The sequence below is a fragment of the Archangium sp. genome (genome assembly GCF_036388035.1).
In the GTDB taxonomy this organism is placed as follows: domain Bacteria; phylum Myxococcota; class Myxococcia; order Myxococcales; family Myxococcaceae; genus Archangium.
Genome location: NZ_DASVSO010000753.1, coordinates 1 through 19,502, shown reverse-complemented (window position 1 = coordinate 19,502; position 19,502 = coordinate 1). Strand labels below are relative to the sequence as shown.

20 protein-coding genes are annotated in these 19,502 nt (G+C 66.8%); 11 read left to right on the top strand and 9 right to left on the bottom strand.

Translation table 11 applies throughout. The features are described from left to right. Positions 1-482, top strand: a 482-nt coding sequence (locus tag VF697_RS30865; RefSeq protein ID WP_331100547.1) for an SMI1/KNR4 family protein, incomplete at its 5' end; no start/stop codon positions are given. Between the two features lie 97 nt (positions 483-579). Here the strand turns inward: VF697_RS30865 and VF697_RS30860 are convergent. The 5 genes from VF697_RS30860 to VF697_RS30840 form a co-directional block, all read right to left on the bottom strand. After that, entirely contained in the window at positions 580-1,107 is a 528-nt protein-coding gene (locus tag VF697_RS30860) for a hypothetical protein (RefSeq protein ID WP_331100545.1), read from the bottom strand. 50 nt (positions 1,108-1,157) lie between these two features. Continuing rightward, positions 1,158-2,150, bottom strand: coding sequence for a HEAT repeat domain-containing protein (locus VF697_RS30855; protein WP_331100543.1), 993 nt, complete (start codon positions 2,148-2,150; stop codon positions 1,158-1,160). 14 nt (positions 2,151-2,164) lie between these two features. Beyond that, positions 2,165-3,382 (bottom strand): hypothetical protein, encoded by a 1,218-nt coding sequence (locus VF697_RS30850; RefSeq protein WP_331100541.1) that lies wholly within the window; start codon positions 3,380-3,382, stop codon positions 2,165-2,167. Positions 3,383-3,579: 197 nt separating this feature from the next. Then, positions 3,580-4,104, bottom strand: a complete 525-nt coding sequence (locus tag VF697_RS30845) for a hypothetical protein (protein ID WP_331100549.1) — start codon at positions 4,102-4,104, stop codon at positions 3,580-3,582. A gap of 128 nt (positions 4,105-4,232) precedes the next feature. Next, positions 4,233-5,213, bottom strand: coding sequence for an AraC family transcriptional regulator (locus VF697_RS30840; protein WP_331100539.1), 981 nt, complete (start codon positions 5,211-5,213; stop codon positions 4,233-4,235). Between the two features lie 53 nt (positions 5,214-5,266). On the opposite strand from VF697_RS30840, the gene VF697_RS30835 reads away from it, so the two are divergent. The 3 genes from VF697_RS30835 to VF697_RS30825 all read left to right on the top strand — a co-directional run bounded on the left by VF697_RS30835 (position 5,267) and on the right by VF697_RS30825 (position 8,513). Beyond that, positions 5,267-5,710: a nuclear transport factor 2 family protein gene (locus tag VF697_RS30835; RefSeq protein ID WP_331100538.1), complete on the top strand. Its 444-nt coding sequence runs from the start codon at positions 5,267-5,269 to the stop codon at positions 5,708-5,710. Next, positions 5,707-6,585 (top strand): NAD(P)H-binding protein, encoded by an 879-nt coding sequence (locus tag VF697_RS30830; RefSeq protein ID WP_331100536.1) that lies wholly within the window; start codon positions 5,707-5,709, stop codon positions 6,583-6,585. Before VF697_RS30835 ends, VF697_RS30830 begins: the two co-directional genes overlap by 4 nt. Positions 6,586-6,734: 149 nt before the next feature. Continuing rightward, positions 6,735-8,513, top strand: a complete 1,779-nt coding sequence (locus tag VF697_RS30825; protein ID WP_331100534.1) for a family 43 glycosylhydrolase — start codon at positions 6,735-6,737, stop codon at positions 8,511-8,513. A 91-nt stretch (positions 8,514-8,604) separates the two neighbouring features. On the opposite strand, the gene VF697_RS30820 is transcribed toward VF697_RS30825, so the two are convergent. After that, a complete protein-coding gene (locus tag VF697_RS30820) occupies positions 8,605-9,804 on the bottom strand; it encodes an acyl-CoA dehydrogenase family protein (protein ID WP_331100532.1) in 1,200 nt (399 codons plus the stop codon). 351 nt (positions 9,805-10,155) lie between these two features. Between VF697_RS30820 and VF697_RS30815 the strand changes: the two genes are divergently transcribed. After that, positions 10,156-10,392, top strand: a complete 237-nt coding sequence (locus VF697_RS30815) for a hypothetical protein (protein ID WP_331100530.1) — start codon at positions 10,156-10,158, stop codon at positions 10,390-10,392. 85 nt (positions 10,393-10,477) lie between these two features. On the opposite strand, the gene VF697_RS30810 is transcribed toward VF697_RS30815, so the two are convergent. After that, complete coding sequence (locus VF697_RS30810; RefSeq protein WP_331100528.1) at positions 10,478-11,242, bottom strand: hypothetical protein; 765 nt, start codon at positions 11,240-11,242, stop codon at positions 10,478-10,480. A gap of 314 nt (positions 11,243-11,556) precedes the next feature. Here VF697_RS30810 and VF697_RS30805 point away from each other — a divergent pair, with 314 nt between their 5' ends. Together VF697_RS30805 and VF697_RS30800 are read left to right on the top strand one after the other, a co-directional pair. Then, a complete protein-coding gene (locus VF697_RS30805) occupies positions 11,557-13,011 on the top strand; it encodes a hypothetical protein (RefSeq protein WP_331100526.1) in 1,455 nt (484 codons plus the stop codon). Between the two features lie 107 nt (positions 13,012-13,118). Beyond that, entirely contained in the window at positions 13,119-14,246 is a 1,128-nt protein-coding gene (locus VF697_RS30800; protein ID WP_331100524.1) for a TPM domain-containing protein, read from the top strand. A 70-nt stretch (positions 14,247-14,316) separates the two neighbouring features. Here the strand turns inward: VF697_RS30800 and VF697_RS30795 are convergent, their stop codons facing one another. Beyond that, positions 14,317-14,463, bottom strand: coding sequence for a hypothetical protein (locus VF697_RS30795; RefSeq protein WP_331100522.1), 147 nt, complete (start codon positions 14,461-14,463; stop codon positions 14,317-14,319). A 447-nt stretch (positions 14,464-14,910) separates the two neighbouring features. On the opposite strand from VF697_RS30795, the gene VF697_RS30790 reads away from it, so the two are divergent. The 3 genes from VF697_RS30790 to VF697_RS30780 all read left to right on the top strand — a co-directional run bounded on the left by VF697_RS30790 (position 14,911) and on the right by VF697_RS30780 (position 18,522). Beyond that, a complete protein-coding gene (locus tag VF697_RS30790) occupies positions 14,911-16,965 on the top strand; it encodes a phosphatidylinositol-specific phospholipase C domain-containing protein (protein WP_331100520.1) in 2,055 nt (684 codons plus the stop codon). A 237-nt stretch (positions 16,966-17,202) separates the two neighbouring features. After that, on the top strand, positions 17,203-17,352 hold the full coding sequence (locus VF697_RS30785; RefSeq protein WP_331100518.1) for a hypothetical protein: 150 nt from the start codon (positions 17,203-17,205) through the stop codon (positions 17,350-17,352). A gap of 18 nt (positions 17,353-17,370) precedes the next feature. Then, the gene (locus VF697_RS30780) at positions 17,371-18,522 is read left to right on the top strand and encodes a DUF692 family multinuclear iron-containing protein (RefSeq protein WP_331100516.1); all 1,152 of its coding nucleotides are present in this window, start codon (positions 17,371-17,373) and stop codon (positions 18,520-18,522) included. Between the two features lie 81 nt (positions 18,523-18,603). Here the strand turns inward: VF697_RS30780 and VF697_RS30775 are convergent, their stop codons facing one another. Continuing rightward, positions 18,604-18,984: a nuclear transport factor 2 family protein gene (locus VF697_RS30775; RefSeq protein ID WP_331100514.1), complete on the bottom strand. Its 381-nt coding sequence runs from the start codon at positions 18,982-18,984 to the stop codon at positions 18,604-18,606. 148 nt (positions 18,985-19,132) lie between these two features. Between VF697_RS30775 and VF697_RS30770 the strand changes: the two genes are divergently transcribed. Continuing rightward, a partial coding sequence (locus tag VF697_RS30770) for an RICIN domain-containing protein (protein WP_331100512.1) occupies positions 19,133-19,502 on the top strand: 370 nt, incomplete at its 3' end.

Here is a 19,502-nt window from a genome sequence, read left to right as displayed (position 1 = left end):
CGGATGCGGAGGTTGCCGCTGTCGAAGCCCGTTTCGGGTTCCGCTTTCCCCCAGACCTCCGGGCTTTTCTCCAGACGGTGCTGCCTCGGGGCCAGAAGTTCCCCGACTGGCGATCCGGCGAGGAATCCGCACTGCGTGACTGGTTGGACCAGCCACGACAGGGCCTCGTGTTCGACATCCAGTACAGGGGATTCTGGCTGAAAGAGTGGGGGCCCAAGCCACCGTCGCTCGGCGACTCGATTCGGGTGGCGAACGCGTGGGTTGCCGCGGCCCCGAAGCTAATCCCCATCTTCAGTCATCGAATGATGCCCGACGAGCCGCTCCTGGCTGGAAACCCGGTGTTCTCGGTCCACCAGACGGACATCGTCCACTACGGCTGCGATCTGGCGGATTACCTCCGCCGGGAGTTCCACCTTTCGGGGGGCCAGCCATGGCCAACGCGTGCCCGTTCGATCCGGTCATGGACCGCGTTTCTTCGATGAGCCCGGTGGGGAACCGCCACGCGTTCCAACACCTCCAGGAAAGCGGAGAGCGGCCCGCTTTCCTGGCCGGTGTCGGGTTCAACGCGACCCGCTCGAATCAGTCCAGGACGCCGAGGGTCTCGGTGCGGTCCACGGCCTCACCCTTGCTGGTGTAGCCGGAGTACCAGGAGGTGTCGTAGGTGCCGCTCTTGGTCTGCTGCATGTGGGTGTGGGCGCCCGTGGAGTTGCCTGTGGAGCCCTCGTCGCCCACCTGGCAGCGGTCGCAGGTCTTGTCGACCGAGGCGGCCGTCTTGTTGAAGTGCCAGATCTTGAAGACCCAGCCGTCCTCCCAGGTGTGCGCCGCCTCGTTCTGGTTGCCGCTGCCGTTGCCCGTGTTGCAGTAGTGGGCGGTGGTCCGGATGGTCACGTTCCAGTAGACCGAGCCCACCACGCCCGTCTCCACGCCCCAGTAGTCGCAGCTGCCGCTGGAGACGTCGATCGCGCCGTGGAAGGAGCCGCTCGAATAGTACGTGGTGGTGGTCACCGTGGCGGTGTACGGCGCCTTCACGGTGTGCGCGCTCACGGCCGCGGGGACAATCGCCAGGGCCGCCAGGGCCGCCAGGGCCAGCTTCATCATCTTACGCATCGTTCTTCCTCTCGAGCCGGTTCACGGCCCTCGTGGGGTGGGGGGGACGTCTAGGGAACCTGCTGCAACCGCTGCTTCTCCCTCAGGATCAGGTTCCACTCCTGAAGGTCCAAGCTGAGAACTCGAATCCACGTGTCGATCTCGGGCACCAGGCGGGGGTCGATGCTCCGCAGCCGCTGGAGCTCGGGCACCGCGCCCAGGAAGCCCAGCTGGGCGATGCTCTGTAGGAGGGCCTTGCGGACTCCGACATCCGTCTCGTCGCGGTACATGGCGAGCACGGACTGCCGGGCGCTGGCCATCTGCTCCGCGGGCACCCCGCCCAACGCGAGGGCCGCCGACTTGCGGACCTCGGCATCCTCGCTGCGCAGCAGCGACTGAATCCTGCCCGCCGACTCGGCGCTGATCTTCTGGGTGTCCATGCTGCCGAGGATTTTCGCCGTCACCTTCGGATCCGTGGAGGCGGCCGCGGCCGACACCGCGGCGTCCGAGGCCGGGCCGTGGAAGCCCGCGTAGACGTGCTTGATGTCCTCGACGATGTTCGTCGCGGCCTCCTGGCGCACCTCGGGCGAGGGATCCCTCACCAGGCGCTCGTACATGTCGCCCGTGTTCTCCAGGGCGCTGGTGCGCCGCATCGAGCGGACGGTGGCGGCGCGGACGGTCGGGTCGCGCTCCTCCACGGCCCGCTTCGCCACGGCCTTGATCGCCTCGGGGTCCGCCCCGCGCTCGGTCCGAGCCACCATGGCGGCCGCCAGGTGCTCGGCCATGACCGGATCCGTCTCACGCTCGAGCGCGGCCCGCAGCTCGCTGTCGGGCAGGGTGACGGCGGACTCGCGCAGCAGCGTGCGCAGGTACTTCTTGTAGGCCTCGGAATTCGACTGGAGCCCGCGGCGGATGGAGTCCATCAAGCCCTCGACCGAGCAGCGCTCGCCCTGGAGGGCGGGGCCCGGGGCGGCCACCTGTGCGGCGGCCGCGGTGGGCAGCAGCGGGCAGAGCGTGAGCGCCAGCAGGAGGGTGCGGGTGCGGAAGGAAGAGGTGCGTGTCATGGGCGTTCCCGGGCTCATTCGTGGCGATCCAGGCAGTTGAAGGGATCCTGGTTGGGCAGGCTGTTGAACAGCCGCACGAAGTCCAGGGTGCCGCTCGCGTAGATCTGCTCGAACTCCTGGTAGATGGGCTGGAAGCGCGGGTCCAGGGCGGCCATGTTCGCCATGACGGGCAGGGCGCGCTTGCCGGCGGTGCGCGCGGAGAAGCGGAAGAGGGCCCACTTCACGCACACGGACTGCTCGGTCTCGAAAGTCTTCATGAACAGATCCAGCACCTTCGCCTTGTCCACGGACAGGGAGAGGTTGTGCGCCGCCGCATCCCGGCCGTCCTCGTTGCCCTCGCCGACGAGGATCTGCGCGAACCGCTCGGTCTCCGCCGCATCGAGGAGGGGCGCGGCGTGCATGGGCATCATCTGCCCCAGGTAGCGGATCTGCTCGTCGGGCGACTGGGCGCCAATGGTGAGCAGCTTGTCCATGTAGGGGGCGATGTTCGCGTTCTGCTTGAACTCGCGCTTCATGACCCGGGCGATGGTGCGGGCAGCGGCCCAGCCCGCCTCGCCGGAGACAGGGTCGTTGGCGAAGGTCGTGAGCTTGTCGAGCGCCGCTGGCGCGAGCCGCTTCTGCGTGTCCAGGGCCGAGAGGAGGCCCGCGCGCCGCTCCGCCGGGAGACTGTCATCCAGGCCCATGTCCATGAGCCGCGCGGCCACCTGGGGCTGGTGGACGGCCTCGGAGTCCCTCACGGCCATCAGGTACACACCGAAGGACTTGCCCTGGGCGTCACGGGACCACTCCAGCACCTCGAGCGCATGGGCGGGGTTGTTCCCGATGACCTCCGCGAGGCGCTCCTTGAGGAAGTCCCGGACGAGCCCATCCCGCGAGCCGAGCAGGGGCGCGGCCCACTCGCGGAAGTTCTGGATCGTCACCCCCTCGTTGAAGCGCTCCAGGTCCCGCCAGCAGATCGTGGCGTCGAACCGCGGAGCCTTGGCCTGCTGGCCCGGTACCGTGGGCCCGGCCGGGCCGGGGAGGCCTCCCTGGGAGGAGGAGCCCTGCTTCGGCTGCTGGTTCGCGGCGGCCAGGCTCGCCTCGGACGCGGTCTCCTCGGCCCCGCCGCGGCCGATCAGCGCCACGCCGGCGAGCAGGGCGACGAGGCCGACCCCGGCCACGAGCAGCGGCTGGCGCCGGCTCGAGGAGCCCGACGGAGAAGAGGAGGGGGGAGGGGAGGAATCTGGAGTCATGGGCGTTGGGACCAGGTGCGGGGTTCCATTTCCTTTGAGTCCGAGACTTTAGCGTCATCCCAAGAAAAAATTAAAACAGAGATTTTCTAGGAATTCGACGCGAATGTGAAAGACCCGGCTATAGCGGAAATAACGGAAAAGGCCCCTCGGGAGGAGCACGTCCTCGGGAGGGGCCTCGGGTTCAGCGGTGCGGCGTCTCAGTCGAGGACGCCGAGGGTCTCGGTGCGGTCCACGGCCTCACCCTGGGTGGTGTAGCCGGAGTACCAGGAGGTGTCCTTGGTGCCGGCCTTCTCCTGCATGAGGTGGGCGTGGGGGCCGGTGGCCTGGCCGGTGCCGCCCTCGTTGCCGACCTGGCAGCGGTCGCACGTGCGGTCATACGAGTCGGCGGTCTTGATGAAGTGCTTCTGGTGGAACTTCCAGCCGTCCGCCCAGGTGTGCACCGCGTAGTTCGCGTTCTCGTAGCCGTTGCCGTTGCAGACGACGCCGGTGGTGTTGATGGTCACGTCCCAGAAGACCGAGCCCACCACGGCGGTCTCGGCACCCCAGTAGTTGCAGCGGCCGCTGGAGACGTCGATCGCGCCGTGGTAGCCGCCGCTCGGGTAGTACGTGGTGGCGGTGATGGTGCCGGGGAAGGGGGACTTGACCGTGTGCGCGGTCGAGGCCAGGGGGAGGAGCGCCAGGGAAGCCAGCGCCGTCAGGGTCATCTTCGTCGTGTTGCGCATCGTCATGCCTTTCGGGCCAGTGCCGTGGCCTCCTCTAGAAGAGGCCGCGAATTCCCCGCCATCCCAAAAAAAGAGAAATAGACCACCAGGTTCTTCTCTGGACGCCTTCCCCACGGGGCCCTGGGGCGTCAGCGTGCCTGGGCGCGCCGGTACCCTCCTGGCCCGATGCCATGCCACCGCTTGAAGGCCTTGTTGAACGCCACGGCGCTGACGTAGCCCACCCGCTCCGCGATCTGGGGAAGGCTGTCGTGCGTCTCGCGCAACCACTGTGCCGCCTTCGCCATCCTCCACCGGGCGAGGTATTGGAGCGGGGGCTCTCCCACGAGCGCGTGGAACCGGGCCGCGAACCCCGAGCGGGACTGCCCCACCGCGGTCGCCAGGCGCTCCACTGTCCAGGGCTCGCCCAGCCGTCCATGCATCAGCCCGAGCGCGGCGCCGATGGTGGGATCCGCCAGGGCCTGCAAGCCCGCTCCTTTGGCACTGGCCGTCGCCGCTCGCATGCGGAGCGCCTGGACGAGCAGGACATCCGCGAGCCGTCCAAGGACGATGGCACTGCCGGGCCCTGGGGCCGCGCTCTCGGCGGCGATGAGCTGCACCGTCGAGGTGAGCCAGGAGGAGGCTCCTGTCGGGTGCGCCGGGAGATGGATGGCCGGAGGGAACGAGGAGAGCAAGGGGCTGTGGACGCCCGCGCTGAACTGGAAGCAGCCCGTGATGAGCGTGCTGACGGGACCCTCCCCGCCGAGCCGCGGCGACGCTGACAGGGAGCCGCGCAGCTTCTCCGGGGGGATGAAGTCCCGAGGCGCGGGGGCTGGCCGGGCTCCATCGTCGAGCACGTGGGCCGAGCCCTGGGGCACCAGCACCACATCTCCCGCCGACACGAGGAGGGGTTGCTCCACACCGTCGACCCGGAGGCGCATGGTGCCTCGCGCCAGCACGTAGAAGGTCGCATTCGCCTTCTTCGGCAGGCGCAGCGCCCAGGGCGCTCCCAGCTCGAAGCGGCCGAAGAGGAGGGTGGTGAACCGCATCGTCTCCAGCACGTCCGAGACGACGTCGGTGCGTCCTTCCAGCGGTTCTGGACGCTCGGGCAATAGATTTGGACTCACTGGCATTGAGAGTCCATAGCTCCAGGGGCACTCTTCGTCCAACTCAAACAGGAGTCCCCATGACCTCACACCCTCGCGATGCCGGCAGTCTGTTGGACGCTCATCTGAAGCTCATCGGTACGGACATCGAGCGCTGGCTCGAGCTCTTCGCCGAGGACGCCGTCGTCGAGTTCCCCTATGCGCCTGCCGCCGGCCTGCCCGAACGCCTGGAGGGCCGGGAGGCCATCCGCCGGTACTTCGTGGAGACGCCGAAGCACTTCCGCGGGCTCGTCTTCACGAAGGTCCAGCGCTACCTGACGACCGACCCGGAGGTCGCGATCGCGGAGGCCCACGGCTCGGCGACCATCGCCGTCACGGGCCGTCAGTACGAGCAGGACTACGTCATGAAGGTGCAGGCGCGGAACGGGAAGATCTCCCTCTACCGCGAGTACTGGAACCCCCTCCCGGGGCTCGAGGCCTTCGGGGGAGCGAGCAACCTGCGGCAGGCGGTGAGTGCGTCATGATGCCTCCGCGAAGAAGGGACGCCACCCGAGTCCTCGTCACCGGGGCGACGGGCAACACGGGCCGCCACATCGTCACACGCCTCACGGAGCTCGGCCTCCTCGTCCGGACCGCGGCGCGAGGTGGCCCCTCGCCGGACAGCACCGCCGAGCACGTGCGCTTCGATTGGGCCGATGCGTCCAGCCATGAAGAGGCCCTGTCGGGCGTGGACCGGATGTACCTGGTCGCCCCGTCGCTGGTCGATGACCCCTCGGTCCTCATGCTGCCCTTCATCGAGCGCGCGCTGGAGCGCGGAGTCCGGCGTGTCGTCCTGCTGAGCTCCTCCGCCGTGCCAGAAGGCTCCCCGGGGCTGGGGACGGTGCACCGGGCCCTCCGCGAACGCGCGCCCGAGTGGGCCGTGCTCCAGCCGTCGTGGTTCATGCGGAACTTCGTGGATGCTCGGCACCACCACGGGGCCAGCCTCCAACGTGACGGGCTGCTCGTGACGGCGACGGGCGAGGGACGCGTCGGGTTCGTCGATCCCCAGGACATCGCGGAGGTCGCCGTCCGGGCGCTCGCCGATGCGTCCTCCCATGACACCGCGCACGTCATCACGGGTCCCCAGGCGCTGCGGTACGACGACATCGTGGCCGTGCTCTCCCAGGTGGCCGGACGCCCCATGCGGCATGTGCACGCGGCCCCAGACGAGGCCCAGCGCCACATGATGGGCGCGGGAATTCCGGAGCGCTATGCGCGGCTCCTCGTCCAGCTCGGCGAGGCGATACGGCAAGGCACCGAGGCGCGCGTGACCCAGACCGTCTCGCGCGTGACCGGTCACGCGCCGCGCTCCTTCGAGGCATTCGCGAGGGCACATGCCTCTTTCTGGCGGGAGCGCTGAGCAACGCGACTCAGCCAGCGGCGATAATTCCCGGAAAACGAACTTATATTTATTTTCTTGGGATCTCCGGCGTGACAGACCCTCCTCCCTCAGGGGCGCGTCCCAGCAGGAGGGGCGCCGTTCAGCCCCCTTTTGATGTCGGAGGCACCATGCACAGACGGCTTCTCTTCTCCCTCCTCGGAGCGCTCGCGGGCACACTGGCCGCATGCGGCGGCGAGCTCTTCCCTCCCGACGAGCACCCCGTGGAGCCCGAGCTCCACGGCGCATCATCCACCGTTGCGCAGGGGCTCGGTGTCTGCGACGGAGTCACCTGTAGCGGACACGGCGTGTGCAAGGACAACGCTGGCACCGCGGTCTGCGTCTGCGACGAGGGCTTCGGGGGCGCCTCGTGCGCCACGCGCGGCTCCAACTTCTACGCGCGCTCGCTGCTCGTCCCGTGGCTGGCCGATCCCGACGTCTACAAGGAGCACGATGATCTGTTCTTCCTCACCGGCACCGGTGACGCACGCACCGTGCCCATCTACGAGAGCAATGACCTCTCGAGCTTCCGCTTCAAGCGCGGTTACGACCCCTCGGCCGCCGATCCGACCTACGACTACTGCATGATCTGGGCGCCGGATCTCGGCAAGTACAACGGCGTCTATACCCTCTACTTCTCGGCCCAGCGGGTGCTCAACGGCGGGGCCTGCCCGGCTTCCGGCCAGGAGGTGACGACCTTCGTGGCCTCGGCACCCGATCTGAACCTCTTCTTCGGCGCGCCCCAGCCGATCAACCCGAGCACCACCTATCCGCGCACCACCATCGGCTCGGCCTGCACGGCGCAGGGCTGCAACCGGAACATCCGCATCGACGCGGCCACGTTCAATGACACGTCGGGACGCTGGCTTTTCTATGTCTGGTTCGACCGGGGCAACAACATCTCCTCGTTCAACACCGCGGCTCCGGCCACGGTCTACAACCACACGGGCCCGGCGCTCTACACGCTCCCCGCCCAGGACGAGGGCATCAACGAGGCCCCCGAGCTCCTCAAGCGCAACGGCATCTACTACCTGCTCTTCAGCACCGGCTGGTACAACAGTCAGTACGCCATGAAATACATCATGGCGGACTCCCTGCCCGCGCTCACCCGGGCGCGTGCCGTGCGGCCGCTCTCCCAGCCGATGCGCGACGCCGCCGGGGCGCTCATCCAGACCCATGGCCACAACGTGGTGGTGGACCGCCGCGGCGAGTTCTTCAACATCTTCCATGCCGGCGCTTTCGAGCCCGCGGGCACCTTCACCTCGCGCAGCACCTACAAGCAGCGCATCGCCTTCAAGCCCGATGGCTCCATGCACTCGCTCAACCAGGTCACTGCCCGCTGGACCCGGCTGAGTGGCTACAACTACTCGCTGGACCTCGTGCTGCGCGATGGGTCCGTGGTGGGCCCGTGCCTCGACGTCGGCAAGCTTGGCGCCGCGAACAAGGTCGTCTTCACCGGCGTGTGCACCAGCGCGGGCAGCCGCATGGTGAACAAGGGCGACATCGCCGCCTTCCGCATCTTCTATTCGAACAGCGGCACCTGGGGGCCCTTCGTCGAGAAGGCGTACGACGGCGTCTCGGATGATGTCTTCCTGGAGCTGCCCGGTGGCACCACCCCCTTCGTGGACCTGAGCTGGAGCGAGGAGGAGACGGGTGCCCAGTACTCCATCGACGTGCAGCGGCGCGACACGGGCGCCTGGATTGCCCCCTGCATCGGCGTCACCTCCGTCAACCGTAGCCTCTCCTGGACCTACAGCGGGCGCTGCGACACCCCGGGCATCAACCTGGCCATCTCCAACATCAAGACGATCCAGATCTGCTCGGCGGTGAATGGCGACTGGGCCCACGCGCGCTGCGGCGCCACGGCCTACGACGGCAAGAGCATGCACGTACCGATCGTCATCCCCTGAGCGTGCAGTCGTTTCCGGCAGGAGACGTGGGGCGGTGCAGCGGCCCTGCACCGCGCTTCCTGACCGTGCCCACTCCGGGCCCGTTGGGGCGCTACACGAACGACAAGTCCGGATCTCCGCCCAGCATCCAGGCGCCCACGGTCTCGAAGTGCGCCATGCGGCCTTGAAGCTGCTGCGTCACCGTGTGGATGTCGCGAAACCGGCGCTCCAGCGGATGGGTCTCGAAGATCGCCGACGTGCCGGCGGAGTGATAGGCGAAGTCGACGGCTTCGCGCGCCCGGTGGATGGCGTGCGTCGAGGCCAGCCGCAGGGCCATGCGGTGCTCGAGCGTGAGGCCGCCGCCAGGCGCCCGCACACCGCTCCAGAGTGTGTCGATGACGTGCAACAGATAGACACGGGCCGATTGAAGTCCGACCTCGGCCTGCGCCGTCCCGGCTTGCACCACCGCGTTGTCGCGGAGCGGGCCCTTCATGCCCCGCGGCACCTTGTTGCGCGCGACATCCACGAAGGCGTCCAGCGCTCCGCGCGCAATGCCCAGCGCCACGCCGGCAAAGGCAATCTCGTAGATGCAGAGCGAGGACAGGCGGTACAGCGGCCCCGCCTCGCGGCACTCCCGCGGGTCGTCGCGGGTGAGCGAGTGGTCGTGGCGCACGAAGTGCTCGGAGAGGGAGAAGGCATCGCTCGCGGTGCCCCGCAGCCCGGTGACATTCCAGATGTCGGTCCAGGTGACGGCGGACGCCGGCACCAGCAGGGTGCGCACCTGCTGCCGTCCATCGGGGTGCAGGCGCGGCGTCACGCCGTCGGCCTCGAAGAGCGGGCAATGCGCGCCCAGCCAGGTCGCGTGCCGGCCGCCGCTGGTGAAGCTCCAGGTGCCGGTGACGCGATAGCCGTCGCCGTCGGCGACCGCCCGGGACTGGGTGCCGGGTCCCCAGGCCAGCACGGCTCGCGGGTCCCGGCCGAAGACTTCCCAGGCCACGTCGTGCTCGAGGCAGGCGGCCGACATGGCACAGCCGGCCGCCTGCCCGAGGCACCAGGCCGTGCTGGCGTCGGCCCTGGCGAGCGTCTCGATGACCCGGAGGAGCGTCAGCGGGTCGGCCTCGGCGCCGTTCAGCGAGCGTGGCAACAGCAGGCGGAACAGGCCGGCAGCGTGCAGCGCGTCGACCACCTCGGGCAGCAGCCGGCGCTCGCGCTCCATTCGCGCCGACAGGGCCTCCAGCATCGGCGCTAGCGCCTCGGCGTCCGCGACGGGGTCCGTGACGGCGGCTGACGCCTGTCCTCTCCCTGGTGCCACGATATCTCCCTTCCCGACGGCCAGTGGACCATGGGCCCACCCACCGTCGCCAGCGCCGTGGCGTGGCGGGAGGGGGTTCGGTCAAAGGGCTCGTTCCGGCGCTCCAAAAGGGTGTCCCCGGGAAACACAACCGAGGAGGAGAGGGCCCGAGCGCCCGCCCACTGGACGAGGAGTCAGGTTCTGCTCGGGCCTCCAAGCTGATGAGCGGTCGTCACAACGCCGTGCCTGCCCATCCTTCTCCTGAAGTACGCAGCGCCTTCTCCCCCAGACAGGAACTAGCAAATGAAAACCGTCCCCAAAAGCCGGCTGGCCGCCATCGTTACGGCCGCAGGTTCTCTGATGATCGCCGGCTTGAGCTTCGGTCCTCTCACCGCTGCGGCCGCGGTGCCGAACTGCGTGCGGACCCAGCTCAATGACAAGGGTTACACGGATCGCCTCACGGTGACCAACACCTGCAAGAGCTTGCAGCGGGTGAAGGTTGTCATCGCCAACGACACCGACAAAGCTTGCAGGAGCTTCGGCCCTGGCTTCAGCTACAAGTACAACTGGAGCTACCCGGGTCGATTCGACAAGCTGGTGCCTTGCTAGGTCCAGGAACACGCCCAGGCCCCGGGGTCCTCTCCAACCACGGGGCCTGTGGGGACACGGCTTCAGCGCGAAGTGTTCGGAGGCGCTAATACCCGAGCCGCTCACTCATGTAGTGGTCGAGCTGCCGGTACCAGGTGGACCAGTCGTGGGGCATGTCGTGGCCCCAGATGTCCAGGTTGTGGGCGATGCCGCGCTGGTGCAGCAGGTGGCTGAGGTGCTCGGAGTACCCGGGGTTCTCCCACGCGCCGCGGCTCGTCACCAGGTGGATCCGGCTGTGGTTGCGGAGGAGGTCCAGCCCAGGGCCCTCGGGCAGGTTCGGGACGTAGGAGACGGGGTTGTTGAAGTAGACGTCGTCGCTCCAGTAGCCGTGGAGGAACTCGGGCTGGAGGTCGTAGAAGCCGCCCAGTCCGAGGAGCAGCTCGAACAGGTCCGGGCGCCGGAAGAAGGCATTGGCGGCGTGGAAGGCTCCGAAGCTGGCACCCGCCGCGCCGATGCGCGCGTGGTCGTTGCCCAGGCAGCGGCGGATGTGCGGGACGACCTCCTGCTCGACGTAGTCCGAGTAGAGCGCCTGGTTGCGGGCCTGCTCGTGGATGGGCAGGCCGGGGTTCATCCACGCCCAGGGATTGATGCTGTTGATGCTGAAGATCTGCACCCGGCCGGCGAACACGTGGTGCGCCACGCTCTGGATGAGCCCCATGCGCTCGGCCTCGAGGAAGTCACCTCCAGCGGTGGGGAAGAGCAGCAGCGCCGGGCCCCAGTGGCCATAGCGGACGATGGGCATGTCCATGCCCAGCCGGGGACTGTACCAGCCGAAGTGCTCTCGGCGCAGATTCGGGTCGAGGTTTGACATGGAGGGGCAGATTCCAGAAGCGCCTCCCGCTGTAAAGGCGTTTCCTCTGCTCGGCCTCCTTCGCGTACCACAGGTGCGGCGTGAGCTTCTGGAGCGTCTTGGTCATCTCAGTCTCCTTCGGGGTTATCGCTGGGCGAGCTCGAACGCCGTGGCTGCCTGGAGATACAGATTGCCTATTCTCGTGGAGCCGAAAAATTGCTGGCATGACGGTCCCGGCGCGGATGGCATGAAACCCGCAGAATGTTTGGGGTTGGATTCTGGCTTGCCCCGTGTTGCAGGATGCCCGACCGAACCGAGCATCAGGAGGCAACTGAATGAAGACGAAGTTCTGGGTGACTGGGACCGTGGCACTCGCGCTGGGCGCCGTGGGATGCCAGCCGGCGGCTCCCGAGCCGGAGCAGGTGGCCGAGGCGACCGCCAAGCGCTCTGGCGACCTGGTCCGCAACATTGGCGCCAGCATGCGGACGCTGAGCAACCTCTCGGCCCTCAAGACGCTGACCGATGTGGCTTCCAATGTCGGCGGTTTCGGCAACGTGGGGGGTGGCCTCCAGAGCATGTCCATCACCCGCCTGGCCGAGGAGTCCCCGCTGCCGGTGCTGAGCGCTCCGGACGAGGCCACCTCTCAGGCGCAGGCCGCGCTGGTGGAGAAGTACCTGCGTGAGCGCATCTTCACCGAGGCCAACGTGGAGGAGACCAAGGGCAGCTCCACCACGTTCCGCATCACGGGCGAGGACCTGTGCTCGGATGGCTCGTCGGTGGCGACCCCCGAGTGCGTGGCCGACGTGGACAAGTACGAGCTGCGCATCCGCGCTACCAACAAGGGGGATGACGGCCTGGACCTGGAGCTGCTCCTGGGCCCCAATCGCTCCGAGCCCTTCTCCCTCTCCTTCACGGACGTACGGGTCGGGATGATTGTCGACCTGGGCGGCGTCAAGGACACGGTGAAGTACCTGAGCCCCGAGACGGAGCTGCCTCGGGTGATGGTGGGCCGGGTGGAGCTGGCCCTGACGAGCACCGGGCCGCGGGATGTGGAATTCAAGACGTCCGTCCTGGATGCGCTGAGCGTCGAGTGGGATACGACGGGAGGCGCGTATGCCTTCAGCACCGCGAAGGTCTCGCCGCTGTCCGAGCTGAAGGTGTCGCAGAAGAATGGGGCGAGCTGGGCCCGCGTCGCCCTGAACCTGGCCACCACCGAGGTTCGCGTTCCGTACAGCGGCCCCAAGGCCGAGCTCGCCGGCAAGCAGTATGTGGCCTCGCTGTCCGGCCTGTCGTACGCGATGGAGGCCCAGGAGGGAGACGAGGCGCTCACCCTCGCGCACCTCGGCCTGGGCAACGCGCAGAGCTACCTGGCGCTGGGAGACCACAAGCTCGTCACCGCGGATCTCAACGCGCTGTCTGGCCGGCATTTCGACCTGCACATCGCGAAGGGCACGGATGGGCTGGCGGTCCTGAGCGTGAAGCCTGAGTTCGACCTCTCCGTGTTCACCGACATGGAGCCGGTGTACCAGTATTCGGCCGGCGAGCAGCCCTTCGACCACAAGATGCGCTTCAATGTGCGGCTGAGCGGCGGTGGCGCTCCGAGCGTGCGCCCGGTGCCCGCCAACACGTCGACGGGCTTCCCCGGAGGCCTGCAGGTGGTGTCGGGTGAGCTGTCGCTGGCGGTCAACGACTCGCGGGTGACGGTGCCGGCCAGCAAGTGCCTGGTGAAGGAGAGCGCCACCAGCGAGTCCTCCTCGGGCGTTGGCTTCGCGGCGGGCAACTGCCAGTAAGCCTCCGGAAAAGCAAGGCGCTCGCCGGTTGACCGCGGTTCAACCGGTGAGCGCCCTGCGCGGGCCCCGTCTGGGGTCCCTCCGGCAGTGCCTGTATGATGGGGCCCATGCGCGCGCTTCTCTGCTGCACGGTGCTCCTCTGTGCCCTGGGCTTCCCCGCCTGGGGTGAGCCGGTGGGATCGATTCCCCGGCTCCGGCCGGGCTCCTGGTCCGTGGACGTCACGAGGACGCTGTCCTCCAAGACGCTCGCCGAAGTGGACCGGCGGGGCTCGGAGGTCAACTCCCAGGGCCTCGGCCAGCTCGCGGTCGTCGTGGTGAACACGACTGGCGGGCGCAATCCCCGCTCCTACGCCACCGAGCTCTTCAACCTGTGGGGCCTCGGCCATGCCGGGCGCGATGATGGCGCGCTCCTCTTCATCGCCCTGAAGGATCGCAAGGCGGAGATCGTCCTCGGCAACGGTGTCGATGGCCCCTCGGACCTGGGCCGGAGCGACGCATTGATGTCCGGGGAGATCGTCCCCGCCTTCAAGCGCGGCAACGCGGACGCGGCCGTGCTCGCGGGCGCACGGGGCCTGAGCGCACTGCTCGAATCCTCGCCCCTCAACGCACCCTCCGGAAGCACCTCCGCCGCCGCGCAGGACGTACCTCGCGCCCAGGACTCCTACGACCCGAGGCCTTCCCAGGTGAGCCCTCCGGTCCAGACGGAGTGGACGGGGGAGCGTGAGCCGAGCCCCTGGTTCTATGGGGGTGGTGCCGGCGCCCTCGCCATCGGGATCGCGGGCCTGCGCCGCTGGTGGCGTCGGCGCCCCCGCATCTGCGAGAGCTGCCGGCAGCCTCGCCAGCGCCTCGATGAGGGCTCGGACGATGCCCACCTCGACGCGGGGCAGCGGCGCGAGGAGAGGTTGGGCTCGGTGGACTACGACGTCTGGTGGTGCGGGTCCTGCCAGGACGCCCAGGTGAAGCGCTATGGGGCCTGGCTCACCTCCTATTCGACCTGCCCGCGGTGCGACTACAAGACGAAGTCGGAGTCGAGCACCACCCTCGTGTCGGCGACTTATGATCACGGGGGCCGGGTGCGGGTGACGGTCACCTGCAAGCACTGCGACTACCGCGACGAGTTCACGCGCAGCACTCCCAAGCTCACCCGCCCGAGCTCGTCCTCCAGTAGCTCCAGGTCCTCCGGCTCCTCCGGTGGAGGCAGATCCTCGGGAGGTGGCTCCAGCGGGAGCTGGTGAGCGGTCTCGTCCGGACATTCCCGACACCCTTGAGCGGGGATGTTCGAAGCCCGCTCTTCCGAGGCGGGAGTTACTCGGACACAGGCACGCTGTGGGCGAGCACCATCCGCCACTGCCCATCGCGTGCGAGGGCGATATCGGTGAAGGCCTGCACGTCGTCCACGGTGGTTCCGTCCTCCATCCGGACGCGCGCGCGCCGGAACGAATCCTTTGACACCTTCTACATGACACCATCTATGCACCCGGGCCTTCGGGCGCCCGCTCAGCAACTCGCCCAACCGCTCCTGTTGCGTGCGAATGCGCTGCTCCAACATAACTCACCCCTCTCGGCCGGGATGCACACCTGGCGTTCTCGCTTTTGCACGTCGATGTCGACCTTGGAGGGGGCACGGCTTGGAGCAGTGGGTGACCGCCTCAACAAACCAGAGTTGCTGCGTCGCGTGGCGTCCCTCCGGGCATGTATCCGACCGGCGACCTGGTTGCGGTGAATGGTGACACGTTCCACACCTGGACGGTGACGTAGCGCACTGACCCCTTGCTCCCCTGGGAGCAAGACAATGGATGTCAGGGCGCTGGGCTGTCCAGCCACCTGTTAAGCGACGCTCCCCTTTGTCGTAAGGGGTAGACGATTCCTTCCTTGTGGTAGTGAAGATTCCACATGTCAATGCAACGCCTGCTCTGTATACCCCGCGCCGTACTGCTTATCCTCGCCCTCCTCACCCCGGTTCATTTCGCGGTCGCTCAAGGACAGGCGTTCAACAACGCGGAGAGGATCTCCGCCCATTACCCTGACTGGATGCGCTGGATTCCGGATACCACCAGCCTCGCGGCTCTTTCCTTGCCTGGAACGCATGACACCATGGCCAATGAGTATCCAAATTTTATTTTCGAAAAAGGGGTCGTGACCCAAAGCTTGGAACTCCGCCCCCAGCTCGATGCTGGCATCCGTGTTCTCGATATTCGCGCCCGCCACATCGGGAACAAATTCATGATGCATCATGGCGAGTATTATGTCGAGGCGACTTTCGACGATGTATTGATCACCGCGGTGCATTTTCTCCAAGGGCACCCTACTGAAACAATTTTGATGAGAGTCAAGGAGGAACATACTCCAGAAAATGTCAGCCGCTCCTTTGCTGAGACATTCGAGGAGTATCGCGACAATCCCAGCTACACCCAGTTCATCTGGCGTGGAAACTACACTCCCGCTTTAGGACAGGTGCGCGGCAAGATTGTCATTCTCGATAATTTCAGTGGGGGCGCCCATGGAATCAATTGGCATGATCTCGATTTGCAGGATGTGTATGAAGAAACCAATACCGATGTGAAGTGGGAGTGGGTGCGGAATCATCTGGAACGGACCAATGCGGCCGGCTTCAGCAGGTTGCATGTCAACTTCTTGAGTGCTGCTGGTTCAAACTTCGGGGATTACGTTATCTGTACGGGGTGTCCTTCGACCATTGCGCGCGAGGTCAACCCGGACATGCTCAACTACCTGTCCGGAGTCAACATCCAGCATACAGGTGTGCTGATGATGGACTTCCCCGGAGCGGGACTGATTGACGCCATCATTGCCCGGAACTTCCAGACTGCTGCTGAGCATTTCCACGCTGGGGACTACAACGGTGACGGACGTACGGATTGGTCCTGGTACTCACCGCGAAGTAATGAGTTCGTCGTGATGTCGTCCAATGGTCAGGGTGGCTTCACCACCACGACGACCAATACCTCAGGGTGGGGCAACTGGTCGGGGGGCCGCTTCTTCAGCACGGGAGACTACAACGGGGACGGCCGCACGGATTGGTCCTGGTATGCGCCGTGGACCGATGACTTCATCGTGATGCTGTCCGACGGGCAGGGCAGCTTCACCTCCGCGCACACCAACACCTTGAGGTGGGGCAATTGGTCGGGGGGTCGCTTCTTCAGCACGGGAGACTACAACGGGGACGGCCGCACGGATTGGTCCTGGTATGCGCCGTGGACCGATGACTTCATCGTGATGCTGTCCGACGGGCAGGGCAGCTTCACCTCCGCACACACCAACACCTCGGGGTGGGGCAACTGGTCGGAGGGCCACTTCTTCAGCACGGGAGATTACAACGGGGATGGGCGTACGGATTGGTCCTGGTATGCGCCGTGGACTCATGACTTCATCGTGATGCTGTCCAATGGTCAAGGAGGCTTCACCTCCGCGCACAACAACAACCCGGACTACTGGGAAAGGTGGTCCCAGGGCCGCTTCTTCTCCACGGGAGATTACAACGGGGATGGCCGCACGGATTGGTCCTTGTATTGGCCGCAGAAGGATCTCTTTATCGTGATGCTGTCCAATGGCCAGGGAGGCTTCGTGTCCAGATACACCGACACCATGGATTGGGAATGGGGCAACTGGTCGGGGGGCCGCTTCTTCACCACGGGAGACTACAACGGGGACGGCCGCACGGATTGGTCCTGGTATGCGCCGTGGACCGATGACTTCACCGTGATGTTGTCCGATGGGCACAGTTTCAGTCCCGAGCCCAGCAACACCGCGAATTGGGGAGACTGGTCCGAGGGCCGCTTCTTCACCACGGGAGACTACAACGGGGATGGACGCACGGATTGGTCCTGGTATGCGCCGTGGACTCATGAATTCATCGTGATGCTATCCAATGACGCAGGTGGTTTCGAGCCTGTAAAAAACAGCGTTACCTTCAAGCGTGCAAGTGATGCCAATTAGGCAATTACTTTAGGTGAGCACCGCCTCACCTGGCAGACTCGACTTTCGCTAGCTGGAACTGGTGAGCGGTCTCGTCCGGACATTCCCGACACCCCGAAGCCGGATGTTCGAAGCCCGCTGCCTGACCCCAGAGGGGTCATCCAGACAGGGCTCGCGCCTCTTCCTGGGCCACTCCATCTTGCAAGAGGTGCCGGGCCATCCGGCGCGTATCCCCACTCCCCAACCAGGAAGACAGCCATGAGCCAGAACCTCCGTGAGAAGGCCACCGCGATCCTCGATGTGGCGAGAACCCAGGAAAAGGAGGGCGGGGGCCCTTGCCCGGCCTGCGGCATGGTGATGGCGCTGCCCGAGTCCAGCGTCAACCGGGTGACCGAGACAGTCCGCTGAGCGGAACGAGGAGCCGCCATGCCGCCTCGCGTGGGTCTGAATCTCCTGACCGACGAAGCCTTCCTCGAGGCGGTACGGCCACTCTTCGCCGAGGGGCTGGTCGCCGCGCTCGAGTGGGACATCGATGATTCCTGGGGATTCTCGGCCAGGACCCCTCCCGCCTGGACCGAGCGCATGCTCGACCTCTATGCGGAGGAGGGGGCCCTGTACGGCCACGGCGTGTGGTTGTCGGTCCTGACCGCCGCCTGGCAGCCACGGCAGGAAGCGTGGCTCAAGCGCCTCGCCCACGAGTGCCGCCGCCGTCCCTACCGCCACGTCTCCGAGCACTTCGGCTTCACCGCGGCGGGGCCGTTTACCCGCAGCACCATGCTGCCCCTGCCGTATTGCGGCGCCGCCGTGGACATCGGCCGTGACCGGGTCGAGCGGCTCCGCGCCGCCACCGGCGGCCCGGTGGGCCTTGAGGTGCTGGCCAATACCCTCGCGCCCGTCGATGCCGTCGAGCAGGGCGTGTTTCTCGACGCCGTGCTGGCACCCACCGACGGCTTCCTGGTGCTCGACGTCCACAACGTGTGGACCCAGGCGGTCAACACCGGACTGCCCCCGGAACTCCTGTTGGAGAGCTATCCGCTGGAGCGCGTCCGGGAACTCCACATCTCGGGTGGCAGTTGGGCCCGCGCGCTCGGTGCCGGGGACTCCAGGCCGGTCCGGCTCGACAGTCACGACGGGCCCCTCCTGCACCCCGTGCTGTCCCTGCTGCGCCGGGCGCTCGGCCTGTGCCCGCAGTGTGAGCTCGTCATCGTCGAGCGACGCGGCGAGACCCTTCAATCGGAGGACGTGCGAGCCGAGTGGCGCGCCCACTACCGCGCCGTGGTCGACCTGGTGGCCGAGGCCAGCGCAACGCCCGTCAGCCCGGCGCGCTTCTCCGTCACCGCGCCACCCCCGGAGCTGCTCGACGGGGAGGCGCTTGCCCGGTACCAGCGCGAGCTGGTCACCGCCCTTGTCGAGGAGTCCGAGAGTCGGGCCATCCTGTCGCGGCTCCACCAGGGGGTCGCCGGCACACGGCTCGCGCCATACCTCGACACGTTCGACCCGCGCATGGTGGAGCTGTTGGCCGCATTGGCGTCGCGCTGGGCCGCCTTCGACCCGTCACAGGAACTCCACGTACCCTGACGCCCGAGCCTCTCGGCATCCTCAATCCCGGAAGCTGCTCAAGAGTCGTCTGACACCTTCGGCGGACTTCCGAGGCGGGAGTTACTCGGACACGGGCACGCTGTGGGCGAGCACCATCCGCCACTGCCCATCGCGTGCGAGGGCGATATCGGTGAAGGCCTGCACGTCGTCCACGGTGGTTCCGTCCTCCATCCGGACGCGCGCGCGCTGCCGGCCGGTCAGGACTCCGACGTCTCCGTAGACGCGGGCCCGCACGTCATCGGACTCGACGGACACGAGGGTGCCGGGGATGGACAGGATGGCGTCGATGAACGCGGCGCGCTCCACCGGGGGCTGGCCCGGGACGCGCAGCTCGAAACCCTCGTCGAGGACTTGCTCGAGCCCCTGGCGGTCCCGCGTGCGGATGGCGGTGAACATGTCGTGCTCGAGCTGGAGGAGCGCGGCCTCGCCGGCTGGATTCATGGGGTGCTCCATTGGGTTTGAACGCAGTCCACCACAGGAGGACGGCGCACCCGGTATTCCTATCTTCCAATTAAAATGGAGTAAACTGAAGATCCTGGATAAATCCCGGGAATCGGGCAGCGTGGTCCGCCCTTCAAAGGAGATCATCGTGACCCGAGAGTTCGTGTACCGCGGCCTGTCCCTGCTGGGTGTGCTGGGCGCATTGAGTGGATGTGCGGGCGAGGCGCCGGAGCCGTCCGAGGAGCTGGCGAGGATGGAGAGCGCCGTCATCGTGTCCAGCATCACGGAGGGCGACTACGTCATCCGTTCCGCCATGACCCAGAAGTGCATCGACATCTCCTCGTCCAGCACGGCGGATGGGGCGAAGGTGCAGGAGTGGGACTGCAACGGCACCAACGCGCAGAAGTTCCACATCTCCCCGACGTCGGATGGTTATTGGAAGATCATCAACGTCAACAGCAACAAGGGGCTCGACATCAAGGATGTGAGCACCGCGGCGAACGCGCTGGTGCATCAAT